Annotated in this window: 24 protein-coding genes and 1 rRNA gene; 2 read left to right on the top strand and 23 right to left on the bottom strand. The window is 41.5% G+C overall.

The genetic code is table 11. The annotated features are described in order from the left end of the window. Positions 1 to 316: 316 nt before the first annotated feature. The 3 genes from V6259_RS18585 to V6259_RS18575 all read right to left on the bottom strand — a co-directional run bounded on the left by V6259_RS18585 (position 317) and on the right by V6259_RS18575 (position 2,174). A complete protein-coding gene (locus V6259_RS18585; RefSeq protein WP_133013358.1) occupies positions 317 to 799 on the bottom strand; it encodes an FKBP-type peptidyl-prolyl cis-trans isomerase in 483 nt (160 codons plus the stop codon). Between the two features lie 344 nt (positions 800 to 1,143). Continuing rightward, positions 1,144 to 1,791 (bottom strand): MarC family protein, encoded by a 648-nt coding sequence (locus V6259_RS18580; protein ID WP_133013357.1) that lies wholly within the window; start codon positions 1,789 to 1,791, stop codon positions 1,144 to 1,146. 26 nt (positions 1,792 to 1,817) lie between these two features. After that, positions 1,818 to 2,174 (bottom strand): DOPA 4,5-dioxygenase family protein, encoded by a 357-nt coding sequence (locus V6259_RS18575; RefSeq protein WP_133013356.1) that lies wholly within the window; start codon positions 2,172 to 2,174, stop codon positions 1,818 to 1,820. 163 nt (positions 2,175 to 2,337) lie between these two features. Between V6259_RS18575 and V6259_RS18570 the strand changes: the two genes are divergently transcribed. After that, positions 2,338 to 5,793: a hybrid sensor histidine kinase/response regulator gene (locus tag V6259_RS18570; protein WP_341585797.1), complete on the top strand. Its 3,456-nt coding sequence runs from the start codon at positions 2,338 to 2,340 to the stop codon at positions 5,791 to 5,793. Positions 5,794 to 5,891: 98 nt separating this feature from the next. Here V6259_RS18570 and V6259_RS18565 read toward each other — a convergent pair whose 3' ends face one another. From V6259_RS18565 to ppsR, 16 genes are all read right to left on the bottom strand, one after another. Next, the gene (locus tag V6259_RS18565; RefSeq protein ID WP_133013354.1) at positions 5,892 to 6,515 is read right to left on the bottom strand and encodes a TetR/AcrR family transcriptional regulator; all 624 of its coding nucleotides are present in this window, start codon (positions 6,513 to 6,515) and stop codon (positions 5,892 to 5,894) included. Between the two features lie 325 nt (positions 6,516 to 6,840). Beyond that, a complete protein-coding gene (locus V6259_RS18560) occupies positions 6,841 to 7,212 on the bottom strand; it encodes a DUF2750 domain-containing protein (protein WP_341585796.1) in 372 nt (123 codons plus the stop codon). Between the two features lie 43 nt (positions 7,213 to 7,255). Further along, complete coding sequence (locus V6259_RS18555) at positions 7,256 to 7,945, bottom strand: 16S rRNA pseudouridine(516) synthase (RefSeq protein WP_341585795.1); 690 nt, start codon at positions 7,943 to 7,945, stop codon at positions 7,256 to 7,258. A 31-nt stretch (positions 7,946 to 7,976) separates the two neighbouring features. Then, complete coding sequence (locus tag V6259_RS18550) at positions 7,977 to 8,507, bottom strand: GNAT family N-acetyltransferase (RefSeq protein ID WP_133013351.1); 531 nt, start codon at positions 8,505 to 8,507, stop codon at positions 7,977 to 7,979. A 165-nt stretch (positions 8,508 to 8,672) separates the two neighbouring features. After that, positions 8,673 to 9,290 (bottom strand): YitT family protein, encoded by a 618-nt coding sequence (locus V6259_RS18545; RefSeq protein ID WP_133013350.1) that lies wholly within the window; start codon positions 9,288 to 9,290, stop codon positions 8,673 to 8,675. A 253-nt stretch (positions 9,291 to 9,543) separates the two neighbouring features. Further along, complete coding sequence (locus V6259_RS18540; protein WP_341585794.1) at positions 9,544 to 9,729, bottom strand: hypothetical protein; 186 nt, start codon at positions 9,727 to 9,729, stop codon at positions 9,544 to 9,546. A 21-nt stretch (positions 9,730 to 9,750) separates the two neighbouring features. Then, positions 9,751 to 10,194 (bottom strand): tetratricopeptide repeat protein, encoded by a 444-nt coding sequence (locus tag V6259_RS18535; RefSeq protein WP_341585793.1) that lies wholly within the window; start codon positions 10,192 to 10,194, stop codon positions 9,751 to 9,753. Between the two features lie 117 nt (positions 10,195 to 10,311). After that, positions 10,312 to 11,373: an endonuclease/exonuclease/phosphatase family protein gene (locus tag V6259_RS18530; RefSeq protein WP_341585792.1), complete on the bottom strand. Its 1,062-nt coding sequence runs from the start codon at positions 11,371 to 11,373 to the stop codon at positions 10,312 to 10,314. After that, positions 11,367 to 11,966, bottom strand: coding sequence for a cob(I)yrinic acid a,c-diamide adenosyltransferase (gene cobO, locus V6259_RS18525; protein WP_341585791.1), 600 nt, complete (start codon positions 11,964 to 11,966; stop codon positions 11,367 to 11,369). Before cobO ends, V6259_RS18530 begins: the two co-directional genes overlap by 7 nt. A gap of 3 nt (positions 11,967 to 11,969) precedes the next feature. After that, on the bottom strand, positions 11,970 to 12,584 hold the full coding sequence (locus tag V6259_RS18520) for a trimeric intracellular cation channel family protein (RefSeq protein ID WP_133013345.1): 615 nt from the start codon (positions 12,582 to 12,584) through the stop codon (positions 11,970 to 11,972). A 43-nt stretch (positions 12,585 to 12,627) separates the two neighbouring features. Next, positions 12,628 to 13,209: a histidine phosphatase family protein gene (locus V6259_RS18515; RefSeq protein ID WP_341585790.1), complete on the bottom strand. Its 582-nt coding sequence runs from the start codon at positions 13,207 to 13,209 to the stop codon at positions 12,628 to 12,630. Further along, the gene (gene cobS, locus V6259_RS18510) at positions 13,206 to 13,982 is read right to left on the bottom strand and encodes an adenosylcobinamide-GDP ribazoletransferase (RefSeq protein ID WP_341585789.1); all 777 of its coding nucleotides are present in this window, start codon (positions 13,980 to 13,982) and stop codon (positions 13,206 to 13,208) included. Before cobS ends, V6259_RS18515 begins: the two co-directional genes overlap by 4 nt. Continuing rightward, positions 13,969 to 15,036: a nicotinate-nucleotide--dimethylbenzimidazole phosphoribosyltransferase gene (gene cobT, locus V6259_RS18505; RefSeq protein ID WP_341585788.1), complete on the bottom strand. Its 1,068-nt coding sequence runs from the start codon at positions 15,034 to 15,036 to the stop codon at positions 13,969 to 13,971. The genes cobS and cobT overlap by 14 nt, the downstream gene beginning before the upstream one ends. A gap of 11 nt (positions 15,037 to 15,047) precedes the next feature. Further along, positions 15,048 to 15,815 (bottom strand): 23S rRNA (guanosine(2251)-2'-O)-methyltransferase RlmB, encoded by a 768-nt coding sequence (gene rlmB / locus V6259_RS18500; protein WP_133013341.1) that lies wholly within the window; start codon positions 15,813 to 15,815, stop codon positions 15,048 to 15,050. Positions 15,816 to 15,847: 32 nt separating this feature from the next. Continuing rightward, positions 15,848 to 18,409: a ribonuclease R gene (gene rnr, locus V6259_RS18495; RefSeq protein WP_341585787.1), complete on the bottom strand. Its 2,562-nt coding sequence runs from the start codon at positions 18,407 to 18,409 to the stop codon at positions 15,848 to 15,850. Positions 18,410 to 18,794: 385 nt separating this feature from the next. After that, positions 18,795 to 19,598 (bottom strand): posphoenolpyruvate synthetase regulatory kinase/phosphorylase PpsR, encoded by an 804-nt coding sequence (gene ppsR, locus V6259_RS18490; protein ID WP_133013339.1) that lies wholly within the window; start codon positions 19,596 to 19,598, stop codon positions 18,795 to 18,797. A gap of 206 nt (positions 19,599 to 19,804) precedes the next feature. Between ppsR and ppsA the strand changes: the two genes are divergently transcribed. After that, positions 19,805 to 22,201 (top strand): phosphoenolpyruvate synthase, encoded by a 2,397-nt coding sequence (gene ppsA / locus V6259_RS18485; protein WP_341585786.1) that lies wholly within the window; start codon positions 19,805 to 19,807, stop codon positions 22,199 to 22,201. Positions 22,202 to 22,284: 83 nt separating this feature from the next. On the opposite strand, the gene V6259_RS18480 is transcribed toward ppsA, so the two are convergent. The 4 genes from V6259_RS18480 to rrf all read right to left on the bottom strand — a co-directional run bounded on the left by V6259_RS18480 (position 22,285) and on the right by rrf (position 25,855). Next, entirely contained in the window at positions 22,285 to 22,896 is a 612-nt protein-coding gene (locus tag V6259_RS18480) for a hypothetical protein (RefSeq protein WP_341585785.1), read from the bottom strand. A 147-nt stretch (positions 22,897 to 23,043) separates the two neighbouring features. After that, a complete protein-coding gene (locus tag V6259_RS18475) occupies positions 23,044 to 24,072 on the bottom strand; it encodes a succinylglutamate desuccinylase/aspartoacylase family protein (protein ID WP_341585784.1) in 1,029 nt (342 codons plus the stop codon). Further along, positions 24,072 to 24,977, bottom strand: a complete 906-nt coding sequence (gene rimK / locus V6259_RS18470) for a 30S ribosomal protein S6--L-glutamate ligase (protein WP_133013335.1) — start codon at positions 24,975 to 24,977, stop codon at positions 24,072 to 24,074. Before rimK ends, V6259_RS18475 begins: the two co-directional genes overlap by 1 nt. Before the next feature lie 763 nt (positions 24,978 to 25,740). Next, positions 25,741 to 25,855 (bottom strand): 5S ribosomal RNA (gene rrf, locus V6259_RS18465). Positions 25,856 to 25,857 lie beyond the last annotated feature (2 nt).

Below are 25,857 nucleotides of genomic sequence, written 5' to 3'. Positions count from 1 at the left end.
AACAATCCCTTGCTCTCTGTCTATCTATAACCTTAGATCCACTTGTCGTTTTACGCCACTCAGAAATGAAAAAAAGTAATAGATAATAATTTGAGCTTGCCTAGGTGGTGATGCCCGGACGCTCACGCTAATATTGTCGTTTTAAGTTCCTGAAAATTAATATCTTCCATTACTTTATCTCCAATAATTGACTACTTTCTAGCGTGTTAAAAAACATGGTCATAGAAAACTCAGCCATAAAAAAACGGTATCTATCTAGATACCGTTTTTTTATTTTAAACATGTCTTAGCGAACCACAAGAACGCTAATCAGTGCCTAGTGGTGATGACCACCTTCTCCGTGTACATGTCCGTGCTCTAGCTCTTCTGCTACTGCTTCACGAACGTCTACAATTTCTACATCAAAGTTTAATGTCTTACCCGCTAATGGGTGATTGCCATCTAGCATTACACCATCTTCTTCAACACCAATAACTGTAACAGGTTGCTCGCCGCCTGGTGTTTGCGCCATAAACTGCATACCAACTTGAATCTCTTCTACACCTTGGAAATTGTCACGAGGCACTTTTTGGATCAACTCTTGATGAACTTCTCCGTAACCTTCTTCAGGTGAAACAGAAACGGTTAGTTTCTCGCCAGCAGTTTTACCTTGAAGCGCATTGTCTAACCCATCAATAATGTTTTGAGCGCCGCTCAAAAATACAAGTGGCTCTTGACCAACGGAAGAGTCCAACTCTTGTCCTTGCTCATCTGTTAGTGTGTAGTGCATGCTTACTACGGCGTTTTCTGCGATTTGCATTGTCTTCTCCTGCTTAAATATGAATAGGGGAACGAGTGCTTGATAGAAGCAAACAGACTTTGCGATACACCGCCACAACACGAACCCAGATTGTAGTTTGTACTCCTATGGTAACCTCCCATAGTATGAATAACTACCATAAGCCATAAAGTTGGGGACTATCGACGATTTTCCTAGGGTTAGCGTTAAATTTTTTTAATTTTAATAAAAGTTTCGCTATAAAAGCGCTGCTATATGCGCTTTAAATTTCATTTAATAAAGACCACTAGCATCAACTCAATCACCTATAAACTCGCTATTTACAGCCCAAATAAAGAGATAGGGTTTCTTAAGTTATTAACCTTTTATAGGCCTAAAGAACCATTTCCACTTAATGCAGTATGAAGGCCAAAATACATCTGAATACCGGTTAAAACGGAGTTAACAGCAACAGCGGCCAAGATTAGCCCCATCACACGACTAATAACACTAGCGCCTGCAACTCCAATAATTTTTTGAATTCTGGTAGCCAGTAACATCAAAATAAATGTCACAAACAAAACACTTAGCATCACCATAGTCGTAACAAACTGATGCATTATTGAGAAGCGGTTGTTATCAGTTAAAAGGACAGCTGCCATCATCGCACCGGGGGAAGCAATAGAAGGTATCGCTAACGGAAAAACAGCACCATGCATGCCTTTTTGCACGATCCCCATTTCTTCATCAGGCTTACTTTCACCAAAGATCATGGTCAAGGCAAAAAGAAATAACACCAAACCACCCGCTATCTGAAAGGCTTCAAGCGGTATCCCCATTTCATTTAATAAATATTCGCCAGCAATAACAAAAAATAGCAGTACTACAGCAGAAATCAACACCGCTTTTAGAGCTAATTTTCGTGATAAAGAAGGACTTCCAAGCCCAGCAGTCACCGCTAAAAAAACTGGAATAGTGCCTATCGGATCAATAACCGACCATAAAATAATAAATTGCTTAAACCAATCTTCCATAAATTACTCTGCTAAATAAGAACCCCCTATTTGGGGGTAAATTGTGATAAATCAAGAGCATGGGAGCTCCCTAACCAGCTCGCGCCTTGTGTATGATCCACATAATCATCATTAGTTAGCGGGTGAAGAAATACATCGAGAGACTGTCGATTCATCATTAGCCAAGGAACAATCTCAGCAAAAGTCGTCACGGCAAAAGATAATTGGCAACTCCACAATGGATGAGGCCCAACTGGTTTTTGATGGAAGCGCCCTATTTTGATGTCAAAAAGTTGACCGGCTTTTTCGGCAATGCCTTTTGCCATTTCCAGACCCGCTTCATCGCTGTAATAAAGATGGGCATGGTAGGCTTTAATACTGTTCACTGTTAGAGATAAGGACATGGTGTAATTTTCCTAATGTTGCATGACATCGCCACGTTCTGAGCCTTCATTAATGGCTCTCGTAATAGTCGCTACCTAAGTCGTAGAGGATTGTTGAATAAGCTATGCTACATTGGTCTTTTATTATCAATAATGACAAATCGAAGGAAAGGTAGTTCAATCGATGACTGTTTTTTGGGTTTTTCTAGCCATCCTCTATATCCTAGGTTTGTTTTGTATTGCTTTATGGGGTGATAAAGAAAGTCCATGGGCGAAGAAACTCACTAGTCACCCTTTAGTATATAGCCTATCACTCGCTATTTATTGTACCGCATGGACCTTTTATGGCGCTATTGGCGTAGCATCTCGTTCTGGTTGGAATTATTTACCTGTATTACTTGGGCCAATTCTACTCTATCTATTTGCCTTTCCGTTTATTCGCAAGATGATATTAGTTAGCCACAAACAAAACATCACTTCAATTGCGGACTTTATTTCATCCCGCTATGGAAAACGACCTTTAACGGCGCCTCTCGTAGTCTTAATTGCTATGCTCTCCGTCATTCCTTATATTGCTTTGCAACTTAAGGCGATCGGCTCAAACTTTGCTTTATTCGCAGATCAAGAAGCGTTCTCTGTCAGCTTAGTTGTCTTTATCGCGACCCTGTTAATTGGCATATTTGCTATGCTATTTGGCACACGAAAAGTCGAAGTGACCGAATACCGCTCAGGAATGATGCTCGCGATTGGTGCTGAATCTTTGTTCAAATTAATCGCCATTGTGGCCGTTGGCATCGTTGCTATCGTGATGATGAAGCATTCTGTTACTAACTGGTCAGAGCACGCCATCGACTTTAGCGCATGGCATTCCAATCAGCTCATCTCTTTTTCTTTTATTATGCAAACCCTTATGTCAGCAGCGGCCGTTGTCTGTTTGCCACGACAATTTCACGTCACTGTTGTTGACCATCAAGATAAGCGTCAGTCAAATATGGCAAGGTTACTATTTCCGTTGTATTTATTGATTTTTGCAGTGATTATTCCGCCGATTGCCATTGCAGGACAAAGCTTATTCTCAGGCAATATCAATGCCGATACTTATGTTATTCAATTCGCCTTAGCATCTGATAATTTACCATTACAAATGCTTATCTTTTTAGGTGGTATGTCCGCTACTACGGCGATGACTATCATTGCAACATTTGCGTTAAGCATCATGATTAGTAACGATGTTATCCTGCCTTTAATGATAGCTCGCGCAAGCGCTCAACACCAAGGGCTGCCCGTTTATCGGCGTCGTATATTAATCATTCGCCGTTTTGCCATGGCTGGCATTCTCATGCTGTCCTACCTCTATTATCAAAAGATGGCCAACAGTGAATCTTTGGCTGGTACAGGCTTAGTTGCATTCTCTTTAGTGCTGCAATTACTGCCCGCTGTACTCGGTGGATTATATTGGAAACGCGGTCACGCTTATGGAGTATATACTGGCTTAACTCTCGGCTTCCTGTGTTGGATTTTATTATTCATGATGCCTTTAACAGGCAGTATAGATTGGGCCTTAGGCAGCCAAGAGTCTCGGTCAGATTTACTCAGTTATGGTGCTTTTATCAGCTTAGTGGCGAATATAATCGGCTATATAGTTGGGTCTCTTTTATCCTCTGAGCGCTTGATTGATCGAATACAAGCCACGGCTTTTGTTAGTCCAACGACTGAACTGGAACATCGCTTCTTTAAACCGAAAAGCAAAGCCTTAAACAGCGACTTATTTGTCTTGTTAGAAACCTTTCTAGGGGCTCAAAAAAGCCAACAAGTACTGCGTAATTTTGAGAAAGATTATGCCCAAACACTCGCTCCCAATATAACACCAAATCGTTTATTTATTGACTATTGTGAACGTATTTTAGGCGGTGTTTTAGGTGGTTCTTCAGCGCGAACTATCATCAACTCTATCTTGATCGACAAACAAATCAAGGTAGAAGAGATGGTGACTTATTTGGATGAAACGACTCAAGCGATTCAGTTCAGTCAGAACCTACTGTTTGTTTCTATGGATAATTTAGATCAAGGGATCAGCGTGGTGGATAAAGATTTACGCATGGTCGCGTGGAATAAAACCTATTTATCCCTCTACCCTTACCCCGAAGGAATGCTGAAAATTGGTCTCCCCGTTGAAGAGTTGATTCGCTATAACGCGGAGCGTGGTGAATGCGGTGTTGGTGATCTCGAAGCACTTGTCAATAAACGGTTAGACTACCTTCGTAAAGGCTCTGGTCATCGATTCTTGAGACGACGAGCCAGTGGTCGAGTGATTGAAATGGTTGGTAACCCACTGCCTGATGGTGGTTTTGTCACTAGCTTCACTGACGTTACCGAACACATTGAGAGCCAACAAGCCCTTAAAGAGGCGAATATAGATTTAGAGAAGCGTGTAGAAGCTCGAACAGTCGAAGTTCAGGGTATTAATCAAGAGTTGATGGCAGAAATTGAACGACGCAATAGCGCCGAGCAAGCATTAATCAAAGCAAAAGCGGAAGCAGAACGTGCAAACGCCTCAAAAACAGAGTTTTTAGCCCTCGCCAGCCACGATATATTACAACCTTTAAATGCCGCCAAATTGTATATGGGAGTATTACAGTCCAGTGATTTAGCAGTAGATTCTGGCGATATTGTTGGTAAATTATCAGATTCTTTAGAATCCACCGAAGCACTTATTTCGACATTATTGGAGATTGCTCGATTAGACCAAGGTGCCATTAAACCAAGGCTAATTGATTGTAATTTAGAAGAACTTCTTTCTCCCATCATTGCGGAATTTGGCGTCATTGCCGAAAATAAAGCACTCTCACTATCAACCCACACCTTGCCAATTCAAGTTCACAGTGACCCTATTTATTTGCGTCGTATTATTCAAAACTTTGTCTCTAATGCCGTAAAATATACCGCTAAAGGGCAGGTACTTTTAAGTACGCGCCAACGCAAAGACCATGTTTTATTACAAGTCTGGGATACAGGTATTGGCATTCCAGAATCTGAACAGAAAAAAATATTTGATGACTTCTATCGCTGGGAAAACACAGCAGAGCAAGGAATGGGCTTGGGGTTAGGGCTGGTAAGACGCTTGCAAAAACAACTTGGGTTAGAAACACAAATTCGCTCTATTCCTGGCAAAGGAAGCTGTTTTGGTATTCGGATTCCACTAGCAGCAAGTCAAGAGCAGAACAATTTGAAAAAACCATTAAACGTGGCAAAAGCACACAGTCATATTGCTCATTGTTATGTTTGGTGTATCGATGATGACAACAACAACCTCACAGCAATGCGAACGCTATTAACCCATTGGCAGTGTGATTGCCAAACATTCGAGCGCTTCGAAGAAGCAAACCAAGCGGAAGGTGAAGCAGAATTGTTATTAGTCGATTTTCAACTTGATCAGAATCAAGATGGGTTGTCGCTTATTAGCACATTACGAAAGAAAGCCAATAAAGACATTCCTGCTGTTTTAATTACAGCGTCGCAAGAACCAGGCTTGGTTGAAAGATGTAAACAAAACAATGTCATTTATATGGCTAAACCAGCTAAACCGGCTAAATTACGCGCTTTGATTCAGCATATCCATAAACAAAGAGAGGGAGCATGATGAATCACACTCCCTCTCTTTGGAATCATTAGACCATTACACTTAAGAATGTAAAGCAGACAAATAAAAACGGCATAGGGCTTTTGTCTATTAGCCGTTTAGCTTGGTAAATCCAAACCCACACCAGTAAGAATAATACTACTCACGGTATCACCAATACGTTTTAAATCGTCTTCGCCTAGTGCCTCTTTATTAGTGAGCGCTAATATTTGTGCTTCAAAATCTGCGTAATGCTGAGTAGTGGCCCAAACCATAAAAATAAGACTCGTTGGGTCAATAGCGCGCATTTTGCCTGCGTCAATCCAACCCTGAATAACACTGACACGAGACGTAAGCCAAGGCACTAATTCTTCTTTCAAATAGTCGCCAATATGACTCGCACCGCCAATTACTTCCATCGCAAAAATGCGTGACGAGCGTGGGTTTGTGAAACTCAATTCCAATTTTTCTCTAATAAAACCATCTAGTATAATAGCCGGGTCATCATCAACAGTGGCCTGATTAAATAGATCATTCCAATCCGCTAATATTTGGTTGAGAACATGTTTGTATAAATTGGCTTTTGACTGGAAATAATAAACGATATTAGGTTTTGGAAGGTTAGCTCGATCCGCAATGTGCTGCAGGCTTGCACCACTGTAGCCTTTAAGACCGAATTCAATCTCTGCAGCCTCTAAAATCCGAGTGAAGACTTCTTCTCGATTACTTTGGCGCTTGCTCATTCTGTGATTACTTCCTTATCGTAAAATCAAAATCTGTAAACAACAGTTTACTAAAAAGGGGAGAGTAATATTATGCACAATGGGAAGGGTTGAGGCGAGAAACGAATTTATATTCAGGCAATATACTTATGACAGTTATAAGACGAGCAGACTGTCATAGCGATTAGTAATACAACAAGCTAGGATCATCAAATAAACGCTCTCAAAAAGCAAAAATCTACAGAGCCTTCCAGCCTTTTGAGAACAGGTGTCAATATAACAATAAATAACGCAGGCACCATTTTCTAAAATGGTGCCCTATTTTTATCTTAAGATAAGTTTCACCTTAAGATAAAAGTGTTTTTAGCTCATCAGCTGAAGACAACTTGCCTTCATCTTCAATATTTGGGAATACCGCTATGGTGATGTTATCTATTGCCAAACTTGGCAACCATCCCGTCAAAAATGTCTCCAGCTCAACAGCTACTGGCTCGCAATCATCCCAATCTTCTACTGCCCATTGGCTCGCAAATTCAGCATCAGGCCAAACCATGACGCAATCACCTTCGTCCGTCTCAACCATTACAAAGCCATCTTCGTTACTCAAGCTCCATACGGTTTGGCTTTCTTTCACTTTTTCAACGAAATAAACTAAACGTTCGCTATCCGGCGCAACTAATAATTGGACGCGTTCATCCATCGATAATTCTGTAGTCATGTGCATTCTCTCATTTATAGTAGCTAAAACACGATTATCTAATTTAAAAATAGCCGACTTCGTCTTCGGTTAATTCTCTAAATTCGCCTGGGTTTAGTCCCTCATCTAGAGCTAAGCCTCCGATTTGATCACGGTGTAGCGTCTCAACTTTATTTCCGACCGCTGCCAACATCCGCTTAACTTGATGATACTTGCCTTCTTGAATCGTTAAGAAGATTTCGTTATCAGAAATACGTTCGACAACCGCTGGCATTGTCAGTTGAGACTCACCATTTAATAATACGCCTTTTTCAAGTTGTTCAAGCGCAGCATCGTCGATGCTATCCAGCAATGTCATTCGGTAGCGTTTATTACACGCTTTTTTAGGCGATGTAATGCGATGCAACCATTGGCCATCCGTCGTCAGCAATAATAAGCCAGTTGTATCTTTATCTAAACGCCCAACCACTTTTAAGCTTTGCCCTAGATGTGAAGGCAGTAAATCTACCACGGTAGAATGCTCAGCATCTTCCGTCGCACAGACGTAACCTGCTGGTTTATAGAGTAAATAATAGCCTTCCGATGGCCAAGCTAGACGCGTGTCATCTAAATAGATAACGTCCGTTTCTTGTACTGGGTGGTTTGCTTTTTTAATCGTTTCACCGTTTACAGTAACACGACCTTTCGAAGCGGCTATTTTCGAGGCTTTACGCGCAAGATCTGTAACATGGGATAAATAAAAATCTAGTCTCAAGGAATTATTCGCCTATGGCTCATCTATCAATTTAAGAGAAAACTTCGTGGGAAAGTTCTATTTCTTTGTAGAAAAAAGTCGAGTTATGCAAAGCGCCATTCGCACTTCGTGTGTAGTTAGGCACCTCACCAAATGGGATATAGCCTAATTTAACATACATATCGTGAGCGATATCATCACTTCTGACTTCTAACATGAGTAATTGTCTTTGCATCGACGCAGCTACACGTTCAACGCCTTGCATTAAAATACTGCCTAATCCATTTTCTCGAACGTTCGTATGTACCATCAGCTTTTCTACATCACAACGGTGTAAAGCATTTGCCTTGGGCGACATGGCAATCTGTACACTGCCAACGATTTTCTCATCTTCTCTCACCAACAAAACTTGTCTGGAGTTTACTTGTAATTCATCATTGATGGATAGCCAATACGCTTTTGCTTCTGGTTCACTTAATGGTGGTAAAAAACCAATAGGAGCACCCGATTCAACCGCATCACAAAGTAGTTCAACGAGGTCATTTAGGTAAGGGTTGAGATCATCTACTTTAAGTAGCTCCAAGCCGTGTATCCTTCTTTAATCTGATTGGTCGCTATAATACCTGAGCCGGCTGACATTAGAAACGAAGAGGCTTCAAGATCTATTCTATTTCAAGATAAGGCAATCTCATAACAAATAAGGCGACCTAAGGTCGCCTTATTTGAATCATTCTTCGCAGCACAATAACTAGATATTGCCCATGTAACGACCTGGTTTATGATTGACCGCCAGGATCATGTTTAATGCAATCGCACCAATGACAGAAACGGCGATTAAACGAAAATCAATAACGAAAATAGATAACGTTACAATCGTGCAATCCACCGCCATCTGAAATTTACCGAAAGAAATACCATATTTCTCAGCAATATAACGAGCTAAAATATTGACGCCTCCCAAGCTGGCATTGTGTCTAAAGAGCATAAGAAAACCCACCCCCATCAAAAAACCACCAGCCAACGCGGCATAAATAGGCTCGATGCTATTAAATGAGATAAGTTTCGGGGTAAGGTCCGAAAAAAACGATACACAAAATACAGCTAAAAAGGTCTTAAGTGTAAATTCCCACCCCATATGTTTAAACGCTAAAAGGTAGAAAGGAATATTAACAAGAAAGAAAGCTTGCCCAAAGGTTAACGAGGTTGTGTACTGTAAAAGAAACGCCATCCCTGCTGTACCGCCTGTTATAAGCCCTGCCTGCGTAAATAAATTTACACCCAAAGCAATAATAAGAGTACCAATAACAAGCGCCTGAATATCTTCAATTCGAGTATGGCGTTTGGCAACCATTGTACTAGCCGACATAAATTTCTCTTCCGTTTAACAATAAAAATGAACATTACGTATGTTCAAATTTTAGAGAAAACTGAGTCGAATACCAACTTTTTGAAGACAGACTGTTTTTTGATTTTTACATGAAGTGTCTTTATTTCTGTACACTTTTTTTATCACGACTATTTCCATCAACCTCAACGAAAACCATCTACCTTGGGCAATATGAAGCACTTTATTGATGATCAAACCGTATGAAGCATCATAGTGGATGCTTTACTTTCGTTTATCTTTTCTTCTTTTTGTAATAGTGCTTGTAATACACACCTGTTGATAAAAAAAGGCCTGCAAGAAAGAAAAATAGATTATGAAAAGTAATTAAAGAGCTATTATCGCCTACTTCAGCGTATGTAGTAGAACTCACCATACTTGCTGATAAAACAAGACAACAAGCAATTATATTATTTTCCATTTTCCCTCCCAGTCATCTTATTTAGTGACAAATAACGGCTTTCGCATAGGATACGGAATGTGTAATAGCCTGCACTAGAGCATTATTTTGCGCTTTAAGCTCAGCCCCTTTACTTTGTATAAAGAGATCCCATTCGAAGCGTATATGCGTCGTCGTTCGCATAATCAAATCACGTTGTTCAGCCTCAAGGTCTGAACGCATTAAAACGGCTTGTAGAAAATTCATTGCATTTTCGTACTGTAAATTTGCCGATACAAAATCACCAAGCCCTGTAAACGCTTCTGCAATATTTAAATGACTAACCACGGTCGCTGAGACTATCGTTTCAGGGTCCTGGTAAAAACCGTGATCAGATTCTCTTTCGACTTGAGCGAGTGCTTTTCGATTCAAATCTACTGCATCAGAAAAAGCGTGCTTAAAATAAGCTTTGTTGGCTTCTCTTGTTAACCTTTCCCAGTACTGCATAGTCATCTCCACTTGAGTTAGTTTTCATTTTAACAATTCAATTAAAAAATAACGAGAATCATTATCATTAAAAACACATAGAAAATCTATACTTTTGAAAATAAATCTTATTTCTGGTTATATTTCTGTGAAGGGAAGATCGAGATAGACCAGCCGATGGTCTGAGGTGTTTTTCAATAATGTCGCTTCTTGAGAGGCTTTTTTAGGCCAAAAAACAGCTTGATTAAGAGGAAGTAATGTTTGGCTCACTCGAACATAGTCTGCTTGCATACGCCAAACTGCGGTATGACATTTGCTGATGTTTTTTTCAATTTGAGATGAGTGCTCAATGCCACCTTCACTCTCTGGAAAGGGCAACTGCGCTACTTTAGGATGATTTAATAAATTCACTATTGCCTGACGATATGAATCCCCTTCCGTAGGCGATACATTTAAATCTCCAAGTAACACAAAATCATCTTGATCAATACCACCTGTACGGCCTTGGTCATCGTAGAAGTAAGGCTCACCAGATAGGTAATCGGTCCAAAAACGAATTTCATCGTGGTTGCGACAAGCGTTGCGTTTCTCTTTACCATCAAAAACAGGCGGCGTCGGATGTGAACATAAACATCTAAGCTTCTTGCCATAAACATCGACTGCCACGTCCCAATGGGATTTAGAAGATAAGGGTAAAATACTAAGATCTTCTGTATCGAACCACGAATCACCTCGACTATTTTTAGGCAAACAAGGGGTAGGCATGTCTTTCCAGAGAAAAGACTGAAAAGTTCGAGTGGCCACAGTATCGATGGGAAAATGAGAAAGTAAAAGCATACCGTATTGACCTGGAAACACGCCAAAACCTAATGCGTCCGCGCCTTTATCCGAGGCTATACCGTCTTTATCAAAGTCTCGACCAGAGGGCATACCTGTGTTTACAGCTTGGCTATAAGCATACGGCAGATCTAAGTTTTGATCCTTGTTAGCGTGACGGAGCGCTTTCTGTAACAGAGTAACAATACGACCACTGGGGTCAAAGTCTATCTCGTTAAGAAGAATAATATCTGGACGAATATGTTGTAAGAGAGCCACTGTCGCTAACACTTGTTTATCACATCCAGATGTTAACGCGTTTAATAAGTCGCCCTCACTAGAGCGACTCAATGCTGTGTTATAGCTCGCAATGCGAACTACCATTCAATGCCCACTTGCGCCTTAACTCCATTAGCAAAAGCATGACGTTCATTCGCTACTTTACTGTGCGTGTCTACACTGTCTAATAAGGCTCTTGGTGCTGTACGCCCTGTCATCATGACATTTTGATGAGCTGGTCGAGCAGCCAAAGCCGCCAGTAAATCTGCTTCGTCTAAATGGCCATATTTGTACATATAGGTAATTTCATCTAATAGTACAAAGTGAATATCAGGGTTGGATAATACTTGCTTAGCTAATGCCCAAGCCTGTTCGGCCGCTTCTTTTTCTAATACTGGATTACGAGTTTCCCAAGTAAATCCATGTCCCATCACATGGAATTCTACACCTGGATGCTCACCAAAAAAAAGCTGTTCGCCTGTGGCTTTACGACCTTTGATAAACTGGATAACCGCACACTTTTGTCCATGTCCAAGCGCTCTTGCCATGGTACCGAAGGCACTGGAGCTTTTCCCCTTACCCGTTCCTGTTAATAAAATAGTAACGCCTCGCTCTTCTGTCGCCGACGCAATACGCTGATCAACAACCGCTTTTTTCTTAAGAAGCCTCGCTTCTTGTTTTGCATCTAGCTCTGTCATAATTTATTTCTTCTTGTATAGCAGCCAACTTGGATAATAAAGGCCTTTGTGAATAGCAAACAGTCTGAGTATAAATATCAGAGCGACTGAGTAAATCGAATTATATTCATGGGAAGGAATGTTTTTTTGAAGTAATACCATCAGTACAGCGCCAATAAAAGCAGGGGTCGCATAAAATTCTCGCCCAAGCACCATAGGAGGACGATTACTAACAACATCCCGAATAATGCCACCCGCAACACCCGTGGTTACACCCATCGTAATCGCAATCGTTGGAGAGAACCCTAAGCTCAATACACGCTCTGTTGCTACGATGGTAAACAACGCCAAACCAAAAGCATCGGCATAATGAAAAACTCTCTGTCTATCATCTATAATTCGTACTGCAAAAAAGGCGAATAGAGAAGATAAAAATGCCACCCAAAGATAGGAGGTATCTTTGACCCAATAAACACTTTCAACCCCTAAAATAACATCTCGAATGGTCCCGCCACCTAAGGAAGTAACCATGCCTAAAAGGACAATACTGAACAAATCCATGTCTCGCTTACCGGATGAAATAACGCCAGTAATAGCAAACGCTGCAATGCCTATCATGCCTAAAATATATAACAGCATATTTCAATTAATCTCTGTTCTAATCACTTTATATTCGATGGAATCAAATGACCCAATCGCCCGCCCCTAAACGCTTCAAAGAAATATATTCATCTTGAATAAATAACTCTGTCACGCTCATAAACCCTACATCAATTCGATGAGATTGCGCCAAAGGCCATTGACACAACAAACTCACTAGCACTTTGATAACACCTGAATGAGTCACCACAACCAAATGCTCGGCATTACAACGTTTAATAGATGACCACCAGCACCACACTCGATCTGCAAGCACTTGTAAGGATTCTCCTTGATAAGGTGCAGTATCGACGATGTCTTTAAACCATAGGTCTATCGACTCTTTAGGAATATCTTCCCAGAGTAAATTTTCCCAGAGACCAAAATCTAATTCTTTAAGTGCGTTTTGAGGTTGTGATGTATTCTGACTAACTAAGCCAGCGAGCTCTGCCGCTCGACTTAATGGGCTGTGATAAAAAGCCATACTTCCCTGCAAAGTATCCAGATAGCGTCGTAATAACCTAGCCTGGGCTTGCCAACCGTCTAGAAGCGGCACATCTGCTTGCCCGTAACACAAGCCTTGCTTTATATCCGGCTTAGGATGACGAATCAAGTACAGCTTCATGCTAATGCATCCATCAAACACAATAGCAATAATACTTCACTTATCTGCTCGACGGCCCCCAATGTATCGCCATTAAACCCTCCGAGACGCTTTCTTAAGTATCGTCTAGCCCCTAACACAAACAAGGCTGAAACGCCGATGGCTTTGATTAGATGTGAAAAATCTAACAGCAGAAGAAACAGGCAAGGCATTAAAGCAAAAAACCATTCCTCTTTACCCAGCTTAGCAATCATACTCGATGCTTTACTTTGGCCTGCAGTCACATAATCCATCGTATTCATGATAACCAACGGCGTAAATCGCGACACACTATGAACCATAATCCAAGCGAATAAAGCCGATCCATAATGACTTCCATCAGCCATAAGACTTGAAAGTATTTGGGTCAATAATAGCCATTTAAGCGTCATCGAAAACCAAATAGACAAGGCTGCGTAACTGCCAATCCTAGAGTCCTTCATGATCTTCAAACGCTGTTCTTTATCCCAACCACCGACCAAACCATCACAGGCATCCATTAACCCATCTTCATGAAAACCACCCGTGATTAACACGGCGGTTAGCAACATGAAGATGGCCTGAATAGCGGCTGGCAGAGCATCAAACCATAATGGCCAAGCGCTTAACAAGGCAACAACGATACCCACCGACGGTAAAAAGCACACTGCGGGAGTGTGCTTTATGCTGTCATCCCAATCAACGGAAATCGGGATACGAGTATAGGTTACAAGACTTCGTTTAAAACCTTGCCAATAAGCGTTATATATTGTCACCGTCGTTTACACCTGCACTTTCGAAACTCGCCATATTATTGAGAAACACGGCCGCACTTTGAATAAGAGGATAAGACAAAATAGCACCGGATCCTTCGCCTAAACGTAGATCTAAAGACAAAATAGGCTCTGCGTGTAAATGGCTCAACAACAATTTATGCGCTTGCTCATTAGATTGATGAGCAAAAACAGCGTATTCACGAACATTAGGCGCAATTTTTTGTGCATATAACAAAGCAACAGAACAAATAAAGCCATCCACCACAAAGGCGGTTTTACGCTGCGCAGACTGCAACATGGCTCCTGCCATTGCTATGATCTCGAATCCACCTACCTGTTCTGCTAGTGTTTGTGCGCTCCAGTCCATCATAACTTGACCAGTCTGCGTTTCAGCACGCTTTAGAGAGGTTTCAATTACCTGAGCCTTTCTAGAAACGCCATTGTCATCTAAACCAGTGCCCCGACCCGCGCTTTGCGATGGATCTATGCCTGTCAATGCGGTCATCATGCAAGAAGACACACTGGTATTGCCAATGCCCATCTCGCCAAACATTAATAAATTAACACCAGCATCAATAGCAAGATCAACTTCAACAACTCCTGCTTGAATGGCTTGGAATAACTCTTCAGACGTCATCGCCGCTTCTTGGCTAAAATCTTTAGAGCCAAAAGCCACTTTACGCTTGCTCAATAAAGGATGACTTTTTAATTCTGCATTCACACCCACATCGACAACTTGAAGAGGTACGTTATGTTGAGCACAAAAAACGCTGACCGCGGCACCGCCCATTAAGAAGTTCATCACCATTTGTGGTGTCACTTCTTGCGGAAACACGCTAATTCCTTGAGCGACAACACCATGATCTGCGGCAAAAACAATCATCTTTGGCTTAGACACATCCACGTCTACAGTTTCTTGAATGCGACCAAGTTGAAACGCTAGGTGCTCTAATGCTCCCAAAGCGCCCAAGGGTTTAGTCTTAGTATCAATCTTATGCTGCAGTGACTCATTTAATGACCTTGATGGAGCCTGAATAGTAAACTGCTCAAACACCCTTATACTCCCTAGCCTAGCGCCTTTTGAGCACGTTGACGTACGACTTCAAACAAACAAACGCCAGTCGCAACAGACACATTCAAACTCGAAACAACACCCGCCATAGGCAGTTTAACCAAGTAGTCGCACTGCTCACGAGTCAATCGACGCATACCATCTCCCTCAGCACCCATTACTATGGCTGTCGGAATGGTAAAGTCTTGTTCATAAACGGTTTGTGTCGCTTCCCCTGCCGTTCCAAAAATCCAAACGCCCTGATCTTGCAGTTTTTTCATTGTGCGCGCTAGGTTAGTTACCGCATAAACCGGAATACTTTCCGCTGCGCCACACGCTACTTTACTAACAGTCGCATTCAAAGGCGCTGAATTGTCTTTTGGCATCACTACGGCATGTGCACCAGCAGCGTCTGCGCTACGCAAACAGGCGCCTAAATTATGAGGATCAGTCACACCATCTAAAATAATAATTAGCGGCGTTCCTTCTATACCTTCAACTAAAGTGTGTAAGTCACCTTCATTACCCGCTTTGGTCATTACTGTATAAGCAACAACACCTTGGTGGACTACACGCTCTTTATTTTTGGTAAAAAGCTGATCTAAATCGCGACGAGCCACTATGCTGTAGCGTACTTTATTGGTTTTACAAAGCTGCACTAAACGCTGTGTTTTCTTATCATCACGGCCTTCCTGAAAACGTATTTCATTAATACGCTCAGGTTGCTGAGTTAACGCATTTTCTACGGCATGAATTCCGTAAATCCATTCTAAATCTGACATTATGATATTTTTACTCTAATCGGATAAATCAATTAATCGTTAGCTCTAGGCTTAGCGTTATTTTTTTTCGCTTTTTTTGGCTTTTTCACTTTTTTTACCGTCGAAGCGGTTTTAGCTTTTGCCGTATTTTGTGCCGTTTTCTTTTGACGGATCATTTTTCCCTTTGAAGGACCACGACGCTTTTTCGTCTTAGGTTTCTTTTCCCCTTCTTTTTCATTCTTCTCTACGTTGTCAGTCTTTTCAGTTGAAAGCGGCTTTTTAGACTTAGTACGACCACCTAACTCAATAGGAGGCAGTTGTGCTAATTGCATCTCAAGCTCGCTTGCATCATTACGCTCAACTTTCTTACGCGGTTTAGCCTGAACATCGTCTAAACTCAAATCAATTTTTCGTTGCTCTAAATTAACACTAGAGACTTTAACTTTCAGGCGGTCACCCAAACGGAAAACGCGGCCCGTTCTTTCGCCAATAATCGCTTGATGCTCCAGATCATGAACAAAATAATCTTGTCCCAATCCTGAAATATGCACTAAGCCATCAACAAATAACCCTTGCAGCTCAACGAACAATCCAAATGAAGTGACGGCAGTAACGACGCCATCAAAAGGCTCACCTAAATGCTGCTCAACATACTGACATTTCAACCACGCTTCTACATCACGAGTGGCTTCATCAGCACGGCGCTCAGTGACAGAACATGAATCGCCTAACGCATCCATATCGGCATGACTGTAACCATATATCTTACGTTCTTTAAGAGTCGGACTACCTGCTACTCGATATGCTTGACGCATAACAGGACGACCTTCACCACGTATTAAATAACGAATTGCTCGGTGAACCAATAAATCCGGATAGCGACGAATAGGAGAAGTAAAATGCGCATATGCTTCGTAATTCAAGCCAAAATGGCCTAGATTATCTGCCTGATATACCGCTTGAGACATAGAGCGTAGCAACATGGTCTGAATACTACGTGCATCAGCGCGATGTTTAATCTGATCCGTCAGCAAAGCATAGTCACTTGGCTTAGGCTTCAGCCCACCAGTTAACTCAAGACCTAACAATCCAAGATAAGACCGTAAGGTTAATAAGCGATCTTCTTTCGGCCCTTCATGAACTCGAAATAACGCTGGTAGATCCGCTTTAATTAATAACTCTGCCGCCGCTACGTTAGCGCACAACATGCATTCTTCGATCAGTTTATGCGCATCATTTCGCTCAACAGGAACAATTTGATCAATCTTAGAATTCTCATCAAACACCATACGTGTTTCAACAGTATCAAACTCCATCGCTCCACGCTCAGCACGGGCGGCTTTCAACACATGATAAAGACCATTTAAATCATCAATATGAGTAACAATAGAGGCATAACGTTCACGCAACTCTTCACCGTCATATTCAAGCTCTGGCGCAATCATTTTCGCCACTTTGGTGTAAGTAAGACGAGCATGCGACTTAATCAAGCCTTCATAAAATTTATAGCCACGCATTTTGCCTTTGGTTGTAAGCGATACCTCAGCAACCATAGCCAAACGATCAATATCTGGGTTTAACGAGCACAAACCGTTCGACAGTATTTCTGGCAGCATAGGAACCACTCGGCCAGGAAAATACACTGAATTTCCTCGTACGATGGCTTCTTCATCTAATGCCGTGTCTTTTTTTACGTAGTGAGAAACATCCGCAATGGCAACAAATAATTTCCAACCGCCTGGTGTTTTTTCACAATAAACCGCATCATCAAAATCGCGCGCATCTTCGCCATCAATAGTAACAAAAGGCAGATTACGCAAATCTACCCTATGTTCTTTATCTTCTTCTGCTACTTCTGCCGTGAAACCCTGAACCTGTCTTTCTACGGCTTTAGGCCATTCACTGGGAATTTCATAACGGTGGATGGCCACATCTATCTCAAGGCCAGGTGCCATAAAGTCACCCAGAATTTTTTTCACTATACCTTGAGCTGGCTTACCACGCTCTGCATAGGAAACAATTTCCGTCAGCACATATTGTCCATGAACTGGCACCAAGCCAGAGTCTTTGGAGATCAATATGTCTTGAGAAATACGGGGGTTTTCAGGCGTAACAAAAGAAGTTCGACTTTCTTCGTAGTAACGGCCAACTAATTGACTGTGCTTACGCTCAATCACTTCGACAACAACACCGTCTAATCGACCTTTAACACTACGACCAGATAAACGTACCTTAACCTTGTCGCCATCCATTACGTTTTGCATTTGACGAAAAGAAAGAAAAATATCATCGTCATTTTGACGCAATAGAAAACCGTGGCCTTCTTTATTACCCTGAACATAGCCTTCGATAAGGTCACTTTCTAGGATCGGAGTGTATTCTTCATTCTTATTACTTGTCAGCTGATGATCTCGACACATCGCAATCAGTCGGCGACGCAAAGCTTCTATTTGATCTTCACCAGTCAAGGCAAACTCTTTGCACAAGTCTAGATGGCCTAAGCTGATATTCTTTGACGCGAGAAACTCTAATATGAATTCGCGACTCGGTACGGGGTTATCGTACTTAGAGGCTTCTCGTTGTTTATGGGGATCGTTTATATTTTTATTACTCAATGTTTGTTTATCCTTGGATTAATCAATAAGCTGCACTCTTATAAATGGTCGAGCTTTAACACCTTATTGCTTAGAACATTCGCAGTGCCCAGTTACATTTCTTTAAACCAAGCTTCTGACACGTCTAATTTGTTGTCATTATAGAGCATTCTCGCCCAATACTCTTTAGCTGAAAGCCACCCTTCCTACAAACTGCACATCAACTTCTTAATCTGCCTTGTAATTTCACAACAAAACAGTCAATAAACCATTACCAACTCTCGTTTATACCAAGTTTTCATGAAACTTTTTTGAATAGATTTTACTTTTTTTATGCCTTTTTGCTCATATTTCAGACAAAACCACCAAAAACATCGAATAATTAGATAGGTATTGAAGAGTGTATTCATTGCCTATGGCGTACTAAATTCATCTCAGCCATCACTTTGGTGGAAATTTCTTCCACGGACAGTTTTGTCGAATCTAAAAAAGGGATCCGCTCTTGGCGATAAAGTGACTCAACTTCTTCTATTTCATAGCGACATTGTCGAGGTGATGCGTATTTACTGGCTGCCATTCTACCAGTACGAATTTCATGTAATCGGTCTGGATCTATGGTTAATCCAAAGAGCTTTTTCTTATGAGGTTTCAGAACTTTCGGCAAACCAGTCGCGGCAAAATCATCTTCGGTAATTGGGTAATTTGCCGCTTTGATTCCGTATTGCATCGCTAAATATAAACTGGTTGGCGTTTTACCTGATCGAGACACACCCAACAAGATAATATCAGCTTGATCGAAATTTTTGATAGATACGCCATCATCATTCGCTAACGCATAGTTAACGGCGTCTATCCGACCGTCGTAGACCCCCTCTTTCATACCGTGGGCTTTTTGAGCCGTCGGTTGAGCTGAAACACCTAGTGCCTTCTCTATCGGCAATAATAGATCACCAAATAAGTTATAACAGTGACATTCACAGGATTGAATAATCTCACGTATTTTAATGTCAGAAATAGTATAAAACACCAAAGGAGGATTTCCAGATTCTACCTCTAAATTAATCTGTTGTTTCAACCCATTGGCCTGATCCATCGTCGCTAAAAAAGGCACGCTTTGTGTCTCTACAGCCACATCAAAAAACGACAACATCGCCGAACCAAAGACTTCTGCCGTAATCGCTGTTCCGTCTGATACAAAATACACTTTCATGTTTTTATTCTCATTTTGTTGTTATGCAACAACATTAAATTTTTTAATTGAAATAAAACTACATCGAATATTCGATTTTATTCCATGTCCCTCACCTACATACAATGATCCCAGACATAACGTTTTTACAAGCTTTAACTAATTATGTCGTTATACAAATAAGAAAATCAGATTACTCTTTTTAAGTAACTATTTTGGAGTCCCGTGTGAGCAAATTTGTTAAGTGGTTCAAAAATCTTCGTTTAGAAGACGTCGGTGAAGTAGGTGGTAAAAACGCCTCTTTAGGAGAAATGATTTCTAACCTGACTAGCCTTGGTATTCAAGTACCAAATGGTTTTGCAACTACTTCCTATGCTTATCAAAGCTTCTTAGAAGAAAGCGGCTTAGACGCAAAAATCAACCAAACTCTCGACACCTTAGATGTTGATGACGTTCATGCGCTTTCAGAAGCAGGTGTGAAAATTCGTCAATGGGTTGAAGATGCGCCTTTCTCACCAGAATTTGATGCAGAAATTGAACAGACATTTAAAATTTTATGTGAAGATAATGCTTCAGACACTTCTTTTGCTGTCCGTTCATCCGCTACCGCAGAGGATTTGCCTGACGCCTCTTTCGCTGGCCAGCAAGAAACCTATTTGAACGTGAAAGGGCTTGCTGACATTAAAGCCTCTATCAAACGTGTTTTTGCTTCTTTGTATAACGATCGTGCCATTTCTTACCGCGTTCACCAAGGATACGAGCATAAAGGCGTTGCCTTATCGGCTGGCATTCAAAAAATGGTACGCAGCGACATAGGTGCTTCTGGTGTACTTTTCACATTAGACACAGAATCTGGTTTTGATGAAGTTGTCTTCATTACTGCTGCATACGGTCTTGGAGAAATGGTTGTTCAAGGTACCGTTAATCCAGATGAGTATTACGTACATAAATCAACACTAGCCGCTAAACGTCCAGCGGTAGTGCGTAAGTCGTTAGGTTCCAAAGCGCAAAAAATGGAGTACGCGGAGGCAGGAAGTGAAGAATTTGTGACTATTGTCCCCGTAGCCCTTGATGACCAAAACCGCTTTGCATTAACAAATGACGAGATAGAAGACCTAGCTCGTCAAGCTTGCATCATCGAGACACACTATCAACGTCCAATGGACATTGAATGGGCGAAAGACGGTATAGATGGAAAAATATACATAGTTCAAGCGCGCCCAGAGACAGTCCGCAGTCAAGCAAACGCACAGAGCATGGAACGTTTCTCTCTCAAAGAAACTTCCCCTGTGCTCATTACTGGCCGCGCCATTGGTCACAAAATTGGTACTGGCGAAGTCAAAATATTGTCTTCTATTACTGAGATGGATCGTATTAAGCCTGGGGATATTCTTGTCACCGACATTACAGATCCTGATTGGGAGCCGATCATGAAACGCGCGTCGGCGATTGTCACAAATCGTGGTGGTCGTACCTGCCACGCTGCAATCATTGCTCGTGAGCTAGGCATTCCTGCCGTTGTCGGTTGTGGAGATGCAACAGAGACACTGAAAGAGGGGAAAAAAGTAACTGTGTCTTGCGCTCAAGGAGACATGGGCTTCGTTTACCAAGGTGAATTACACTTCGACGTCATCACTTCAGAAGTCGGCAATATGCCAGAACTGCCTGTTAAAGTGATGATGAACGTGGGTAATCCAAACCGAGCTTTTGATTTTGCCATGTTACCAAACGCTGGCATTGGCTTGGCTCGTTTAGAATTCATTATTAATCGCATGATAGGTATTCACCCAAAAGCGCTGCTCAATTACGCTGATATGAGTGCTTCAATAAAAGAAGAAATAGATCACCGAATAGCTGGCTACAAAGGCCCTGTTGAGTTCTATGTCGACAAACTAGTTGAAGGTGTCGCGACTCTCGCCTGCTCCTTCTCTAAAAAGCCAGTGATAGTTCGCTTGTCTGACTTTAAATCAAACGAATATCATAATTTGGTGGGTGGGCCATTATTCGAACCTGATGAAGAAAACCCAATGCTTGGTTTCCGAGGCGCCGCTCGTTACATCGATGACTCGTTCCGTGAATGTTTTGCATTGGAATGTGAAGCCATTCGACGTGTACGTAATGACATGGGCCTAACCAACGTGCAAATCATGATTCCTTTTGTTCGTACTTTAGAAGAGGCGCAGCAAGTCACAGAGCTACTCACAGAACAAGGCTTAGCTCGTGGAGAAAATGGTCTCAAAGTCATTATGATGTGTGAGTTACCATCCAATGCCTTATTAGCAGATGAATTTCTAGAATACTTTGACGGTTTTTCTATAGGATCAAACGATTTAACGCAACTAACACTGGGACTTGATCGAGACTCAGGACTCATCGCTGACAAATTCGATGAAAGAAATCCAGCGGTTAAAAAACTGCTTAAAATGGCAATTTCAGCTTGCCGAGCAAAAGGCAAATACGTAGGGATTTGTGGCCAAGGCCCATCAGATCATGCAGATTTTGCCGACTGGCTAGTAGAGCAAGGTATTGAGAGTCTTTCTCTTAATCCTGATACCGTCATTGAAACTTGGCTGCATCTTAACGAAGTACTAGAAAATACTTCGTTAAGTCAGAATGCCGTTTAACCACGGCGCTGTTACGTTATTGTAACGTCACTCTAGTTTTATAGCCTCGCTTGCGAGGCTTTTTTTAGTCAAGAAACTGAGGGCTAATCCTTGGCTGCTAATTTTTGATTTTTCTGGCAAATCAACACAAGCTCAATGGCTGAAATTAGAATCAAAGTATAACCTAGTGTTTCCGTGCCCTCTTCTACGATATTTTTTACAACTCGAATATAGTTGTCACCCATTACAGAAGACCAGAACGAGTTACGCCCCATCATTCTGGAAAACGCCAACACAGTTACCAGCCCTGCCAAGCATGTCCCATAGCAAGCTGTTTCAGAGTACGCCTTTAAAGACCCATAAATGGAAGAAAACCTACCCCATAAAAAAACGACTACCATGACCAAAATAAAGCTAACTATCGTTTGCCACGCGCCATCGTAGGCATATTTATCTAATAATGCATCAGATTCTCTAACAAACATCATTGCCAAAAGAGCGGCTAATAAAGTACCTGCGATTTTTAATTTTGGATCAATACGCGATGCATATAAAAACAACATACAACTAGAAAAAGTCATAATATCTTGCATGTGCTCGGTGAGTGTATGCTCACCATAAACAGCCAATGTTTTGGAATGATATCCTTCTAGACCAATAAGGTAGCCAACCCCGGCTAAAGATATTAAATATAGAAAAGCACGGACTAAAAACATAATAAACCTGCAGAATTAATTTCAGCAGGATATTAGGTAAAAAAAGTATAAAAAACGATAGCTTAGGTTAATTGCCTCAAACAATCCCAAGTTAATGTGGTGTTGATATCATTTCCATCTGATTAAGATAAAAAAAGGAATTTCATCTTAATCAGACGTTCTATAATTATCCATTAACTCATCTTGCATTGTTTCAACATTCTCAGCAACTTCATCAGGCGATGTGAAATGTGCAACATGGTACATAGCATCCCCTTCTTGAACCAAAGGAATATTTTGTTTCCCAATAATAATGCCTCCATTTTTACAAATAACGTCGTCCAATATTATTCCATAAGGGTCTTTAATCTGAGCAAGAAGATCACCACTTTCTACCAAATCACCAAGCTCTTTTATGTGTGTAGTAAAACCACTGTCAGTGGCTCTTATCCAGCTACTACTACGAGCAATTCTTGGTTCAGACAACGATTTTTTACGCCTTGTTTTAGGCAACATACCAAGATGACGCATGACCTCAACAATGCCCTTAACACCGGCCCTAATAGATAGTTCATCAAACCTAAGCGCTTCGCCAGCTTCGTATAAAATCACTTTAGCGCCAACATCATTAGCACACTCCCTTAAAGAGCCATCTCTAAGGTTTGAATTTAAAATGACAGGAACGCCGAATGCTGTTGCGATTTCCAACGTTTCTTGGTCATCTAAATTAGCTCGAATCTGAGGTAAGTTACTGCGATGCAAACTTCCAGTATGCAAATCAATGCCGTAGTCTGCTTTTGAAACAATTTCGCTTAGAAATCGATCAGCAACTCTTCCTGCTAATGAACCGCGCTGAGAACCAGGAAAAGAACGATTTAAATCACGTCGATCTGGTAAGTAACGGCTTTGATTTAATACGCCATAGCCATTAACGACAGGCACAGCAATTAATGTCCCACGAATTTTATCCATATATTTACTCTGGATAATACGGCTAATTATCTCGATACCATTTAATTCATCACCATGTATCGCCGCACTAATAAAAAGAGTAGGCCCAGAACGCTTTCCCCTTTTAACAAATATTGGCATAGACATATTAGTATCTGTATAAAGCTTAACAATTGGTAACTTTATTTTTACAGTTTCACCTAATAAAATATCAACGCCGTCGATGGTTAAAATATCATCACTCATCAACCTTTACCTTTCGTTTTAGTATTGCCACTAATCGCAGATTTTTCTATGTGATTAATGATCATAGCGGCAACGTCTTTATTAGTAGCGGATTCAATACCTTCTAACCCTGGAGAAGAATTCACTTCCATAATCAGCGGACCATCGTTTGAACGAAGAATATCGACACCACACATATTCAGCCCCATAACCTTTGCAGCTTCAACCGCAGTCTTACGTTCTTCTGGCGACAATTTAACCAGCGATGCCGTGCCACCTCGATGCAAATTAGAACGAAACTCACCTTCAGCACCTTGGCGCTTCATCGCAGCGATGACCTTCCCACCAACCACTAAACAACGAATATCAGCGCCTCCAGCTTCTTTTATGTATTCTTGGACCAGTATATTGGCCTTCAACCCCATAAACGCTTCAATAATTGATTCAGCCGTCTTATTAGATTCAGCTAGTACCACACCGATCCCCTGCGTCCCTTCAAGGAGTTTAATGACAACAGGAGCCCCGCCGACATTTTTCAACAAATCACCAATTTTATCTGGGTGATGCGCAAAACCTGTTTTAGGCAGACCCAAACCTTTGCGAGACATTAATTGTAGAGATCGAAGCTTATCGCGAGAGCGGCTAATAGCCACTGACTCGTTAATACTATAAGTCCCCATCATCTCAAACTGACGCACAACAGCAGTTCCATAAAAGGTAACTGAAGCGCCGATGCGAGGGATAACAGCGTCATACTTAGGCAATGGCTTACCATCATAACGAACAGAAGGGTTGTTACTGGAAATATCCATATAACAGTGCATAGTATCAATCACATCCATCTCGTGACCGAGTTTTTCACCGGCTTCCACAAGACGTCGAGTAGAATAAAGGTTAGGATTACGAGATAGAATAGCAATTTTCATAGGTGTTCCTTGCACTAAAAGAAAGAAGCTTTATCGAAAAGCTTCTTATAAAAATATAGGTGTTTCTTGAGCGCGAGAATAGTTAATAAGCTGATGCTAGGGAAGCAATATTTTAGCTAAATAGAAAAGATCTCACTTCAAGCTTAGTCTAGCAAAAGAGCGCTAACCACCCTACTCAACAGAGAAGTATCAGCACAATAAATCGCCATCAAAATGACCGTTAAATTGGCTTACGAACCAGTAGTTACATAACAGCTTAGCCTACTTATCACTTTATTGATCTGCTTAATCATAGGCTTTTATCAATGACAAAGCGCCCACAACCCTAGACACAAAACATGATTCTTAAAAAAGTCTAATTCTTTAGCTAGCAAAGGGACTGAGAAGAATCGGCCTTTGGCGCCAAGCAAGCCCACGCGATCGTTTGGTTCTGACGCGTCGAGGTACGAGACAGGCGTGAGTAAATGGAAGATAAGAAACGACTTTTGGTGCTAACGAGCTCAGCGGTTACGACGAGGGTCAGAGCCCTTAAACGGCGGGTGATGTGGTTGGTTGGATTCTATGCCACTATTTAAGAGGTCTGACCCTGCTCATCTGTTATAGGTATTTGATGTTAGAGGTTCTTGTTTTACATTTGTGCTGACGCGTCGAGGTACGAGACAGGCGCAAGCAAATGGAAGAACAAGAAACGCTGTTTTGACTAAAACGCGGGAACGAAAAAACCCCACCCTGCGTAGCAGGATGGGGCTTCTTTTAATTATAAGCTTGACGACGACCTACTCTCACATGGGATCCCCCACACTACCATCGGCGATGACGCTTTTCACTTCTGAGTTCGGGATGGGATCAGGTGGTTCAACGTCTCTATGATCGTCAAGCA

The organism is Marinomonas sp. TI.3.20 (assembly GCF_038155025.1).
Classification (GTDB): domain Bacteria; phylum Pseudomonadota; class Gammaproteobacteria; order Pseudomonadales; family Marinomonadaceae; genus Marinomonas; species Marinomonas flavescens.
Note: the sequence above shows the minus strand (reverse complement) of the source record. Positions and strands in the feature narration are given on the sequence as shown.

Coding starts and splice junctions, on each gene's coding strand:
- V6259_RS18585 (WP_133013358.1), bottom strand. CDS start 799: ATGCAAATCGCAGAAAACGCCGTAGTAAGCATGCACTACACACTAACA.
- V6259_RS18580 (WP_133013357.1), bottom strand. CDS start 1,791: ATGGAAGATTGGTTTAAGCAATTTATTATTTTATGGTCGGTTATTGAT.
- V6259_RS18575 (WP_133013356.1), bottom strand. CDS start 2,174: ATGTCCTTATCTCTAACAGTGAACAGTATTAAAGCCTACCATGCCCAT.
- V6259_RS18570 (WP_341585797.1), top strand. CDS start 2,338: ATGACTGTTTTTTGGGTTTTTCTAGCCATCCTCTATATCCTAGGTTTG.
- V6259_RS18565 (WP_133013354.1), bottom strand. CDS start 6,515: ATGAGCAAGCGCCAAAGTAATCGAGAAGAAGTCTTCACTCGGATTTTA.
- V6259_RS18560 (WP_341585796.1), bottom strand. CDS start 7,212: ATGACTACAGAATTATCGATGGATGAACGCGTCCAATTATTAGTTGCG.
- V6259_RS18545 (WP_133013350.1), bottom strand. CDS start 9,290: ATGTCGGCTAGTACAATGGTTGCCAAACGCCATACTCGAATTGAAGAT.
- V6259_RS18540 (WP_341585794.1), bottom strand. CDS start 9,729: ATGGAAAATAATATAATTGCTTGTTGTCTTGTTTTATCAGCAAGTATG.
- V6259_RS18535 (WP_341585793.1), bottom strand. CDS start 10,194: ATGCAGTACTGGGAAAGGTTAACAAGAGAAGCCAACAAAGCTTATTTT.
- V6259_RS18530 (WP_341585792.1), bottom strand. CDS start 11,373: ATGGTAGTTCGCATTGCGAGCTATAACACAGCATTGAGTCGCTCTAGT.
- cobO (WP_341585791.1), bottom strand. CDS start 11,966: ATGACAGAGCTAGATGCAAAACAAGAAGCGAGGCTTCTTAAGAAAAAA.
- V6259_RS18520 (WP_133013345.1), bottom strand. CDS start 12,584: ATGCTGTTATATATTTTAGGCATGATAGGCATTGCAGCGTTTGCTATT.
- V6259_RS18515 (WP_341585790.1), bottom strand. CDS start 13,209: ATGAAGCTGTACTTGATTCGTCATCCTAAGCCGGATATAAAGCAAGGC.
- rlmB (WP_133013341.1), bottom strand. CDS start 15,815: ATGTCAGATTTAGAATGGATTTACGGAATTCATGCCGTAGAAAATGCG.
- ppsR (WP_133013339.1), bottom strand. CDS start 19,598: ATGAAAGTGTATTTTGTATCAGACGGAACAGCGATTACGGCAGAAGTC.
- V6259_RS18480 (WP_341585785.1), bottom strand. CDS start 22,896: ATGTTTTTAGTCCGTGCTTTTCTATATTTAATATCTTTAGCCGGGGTT.
- V6259_RS18475 (WP_341585784.1), bottom strand. CDS start 24,072: ATGAGTGATGATATTTTAACCATCGACGGCGTTGATATTTTATTAGGT.
- rimK (WP_133013335.1), bottom strand. CDS start 24,977: ATGAAAATTGCTATTCTATCTCGTAATCCTAACCTTTATTCTACTCGA.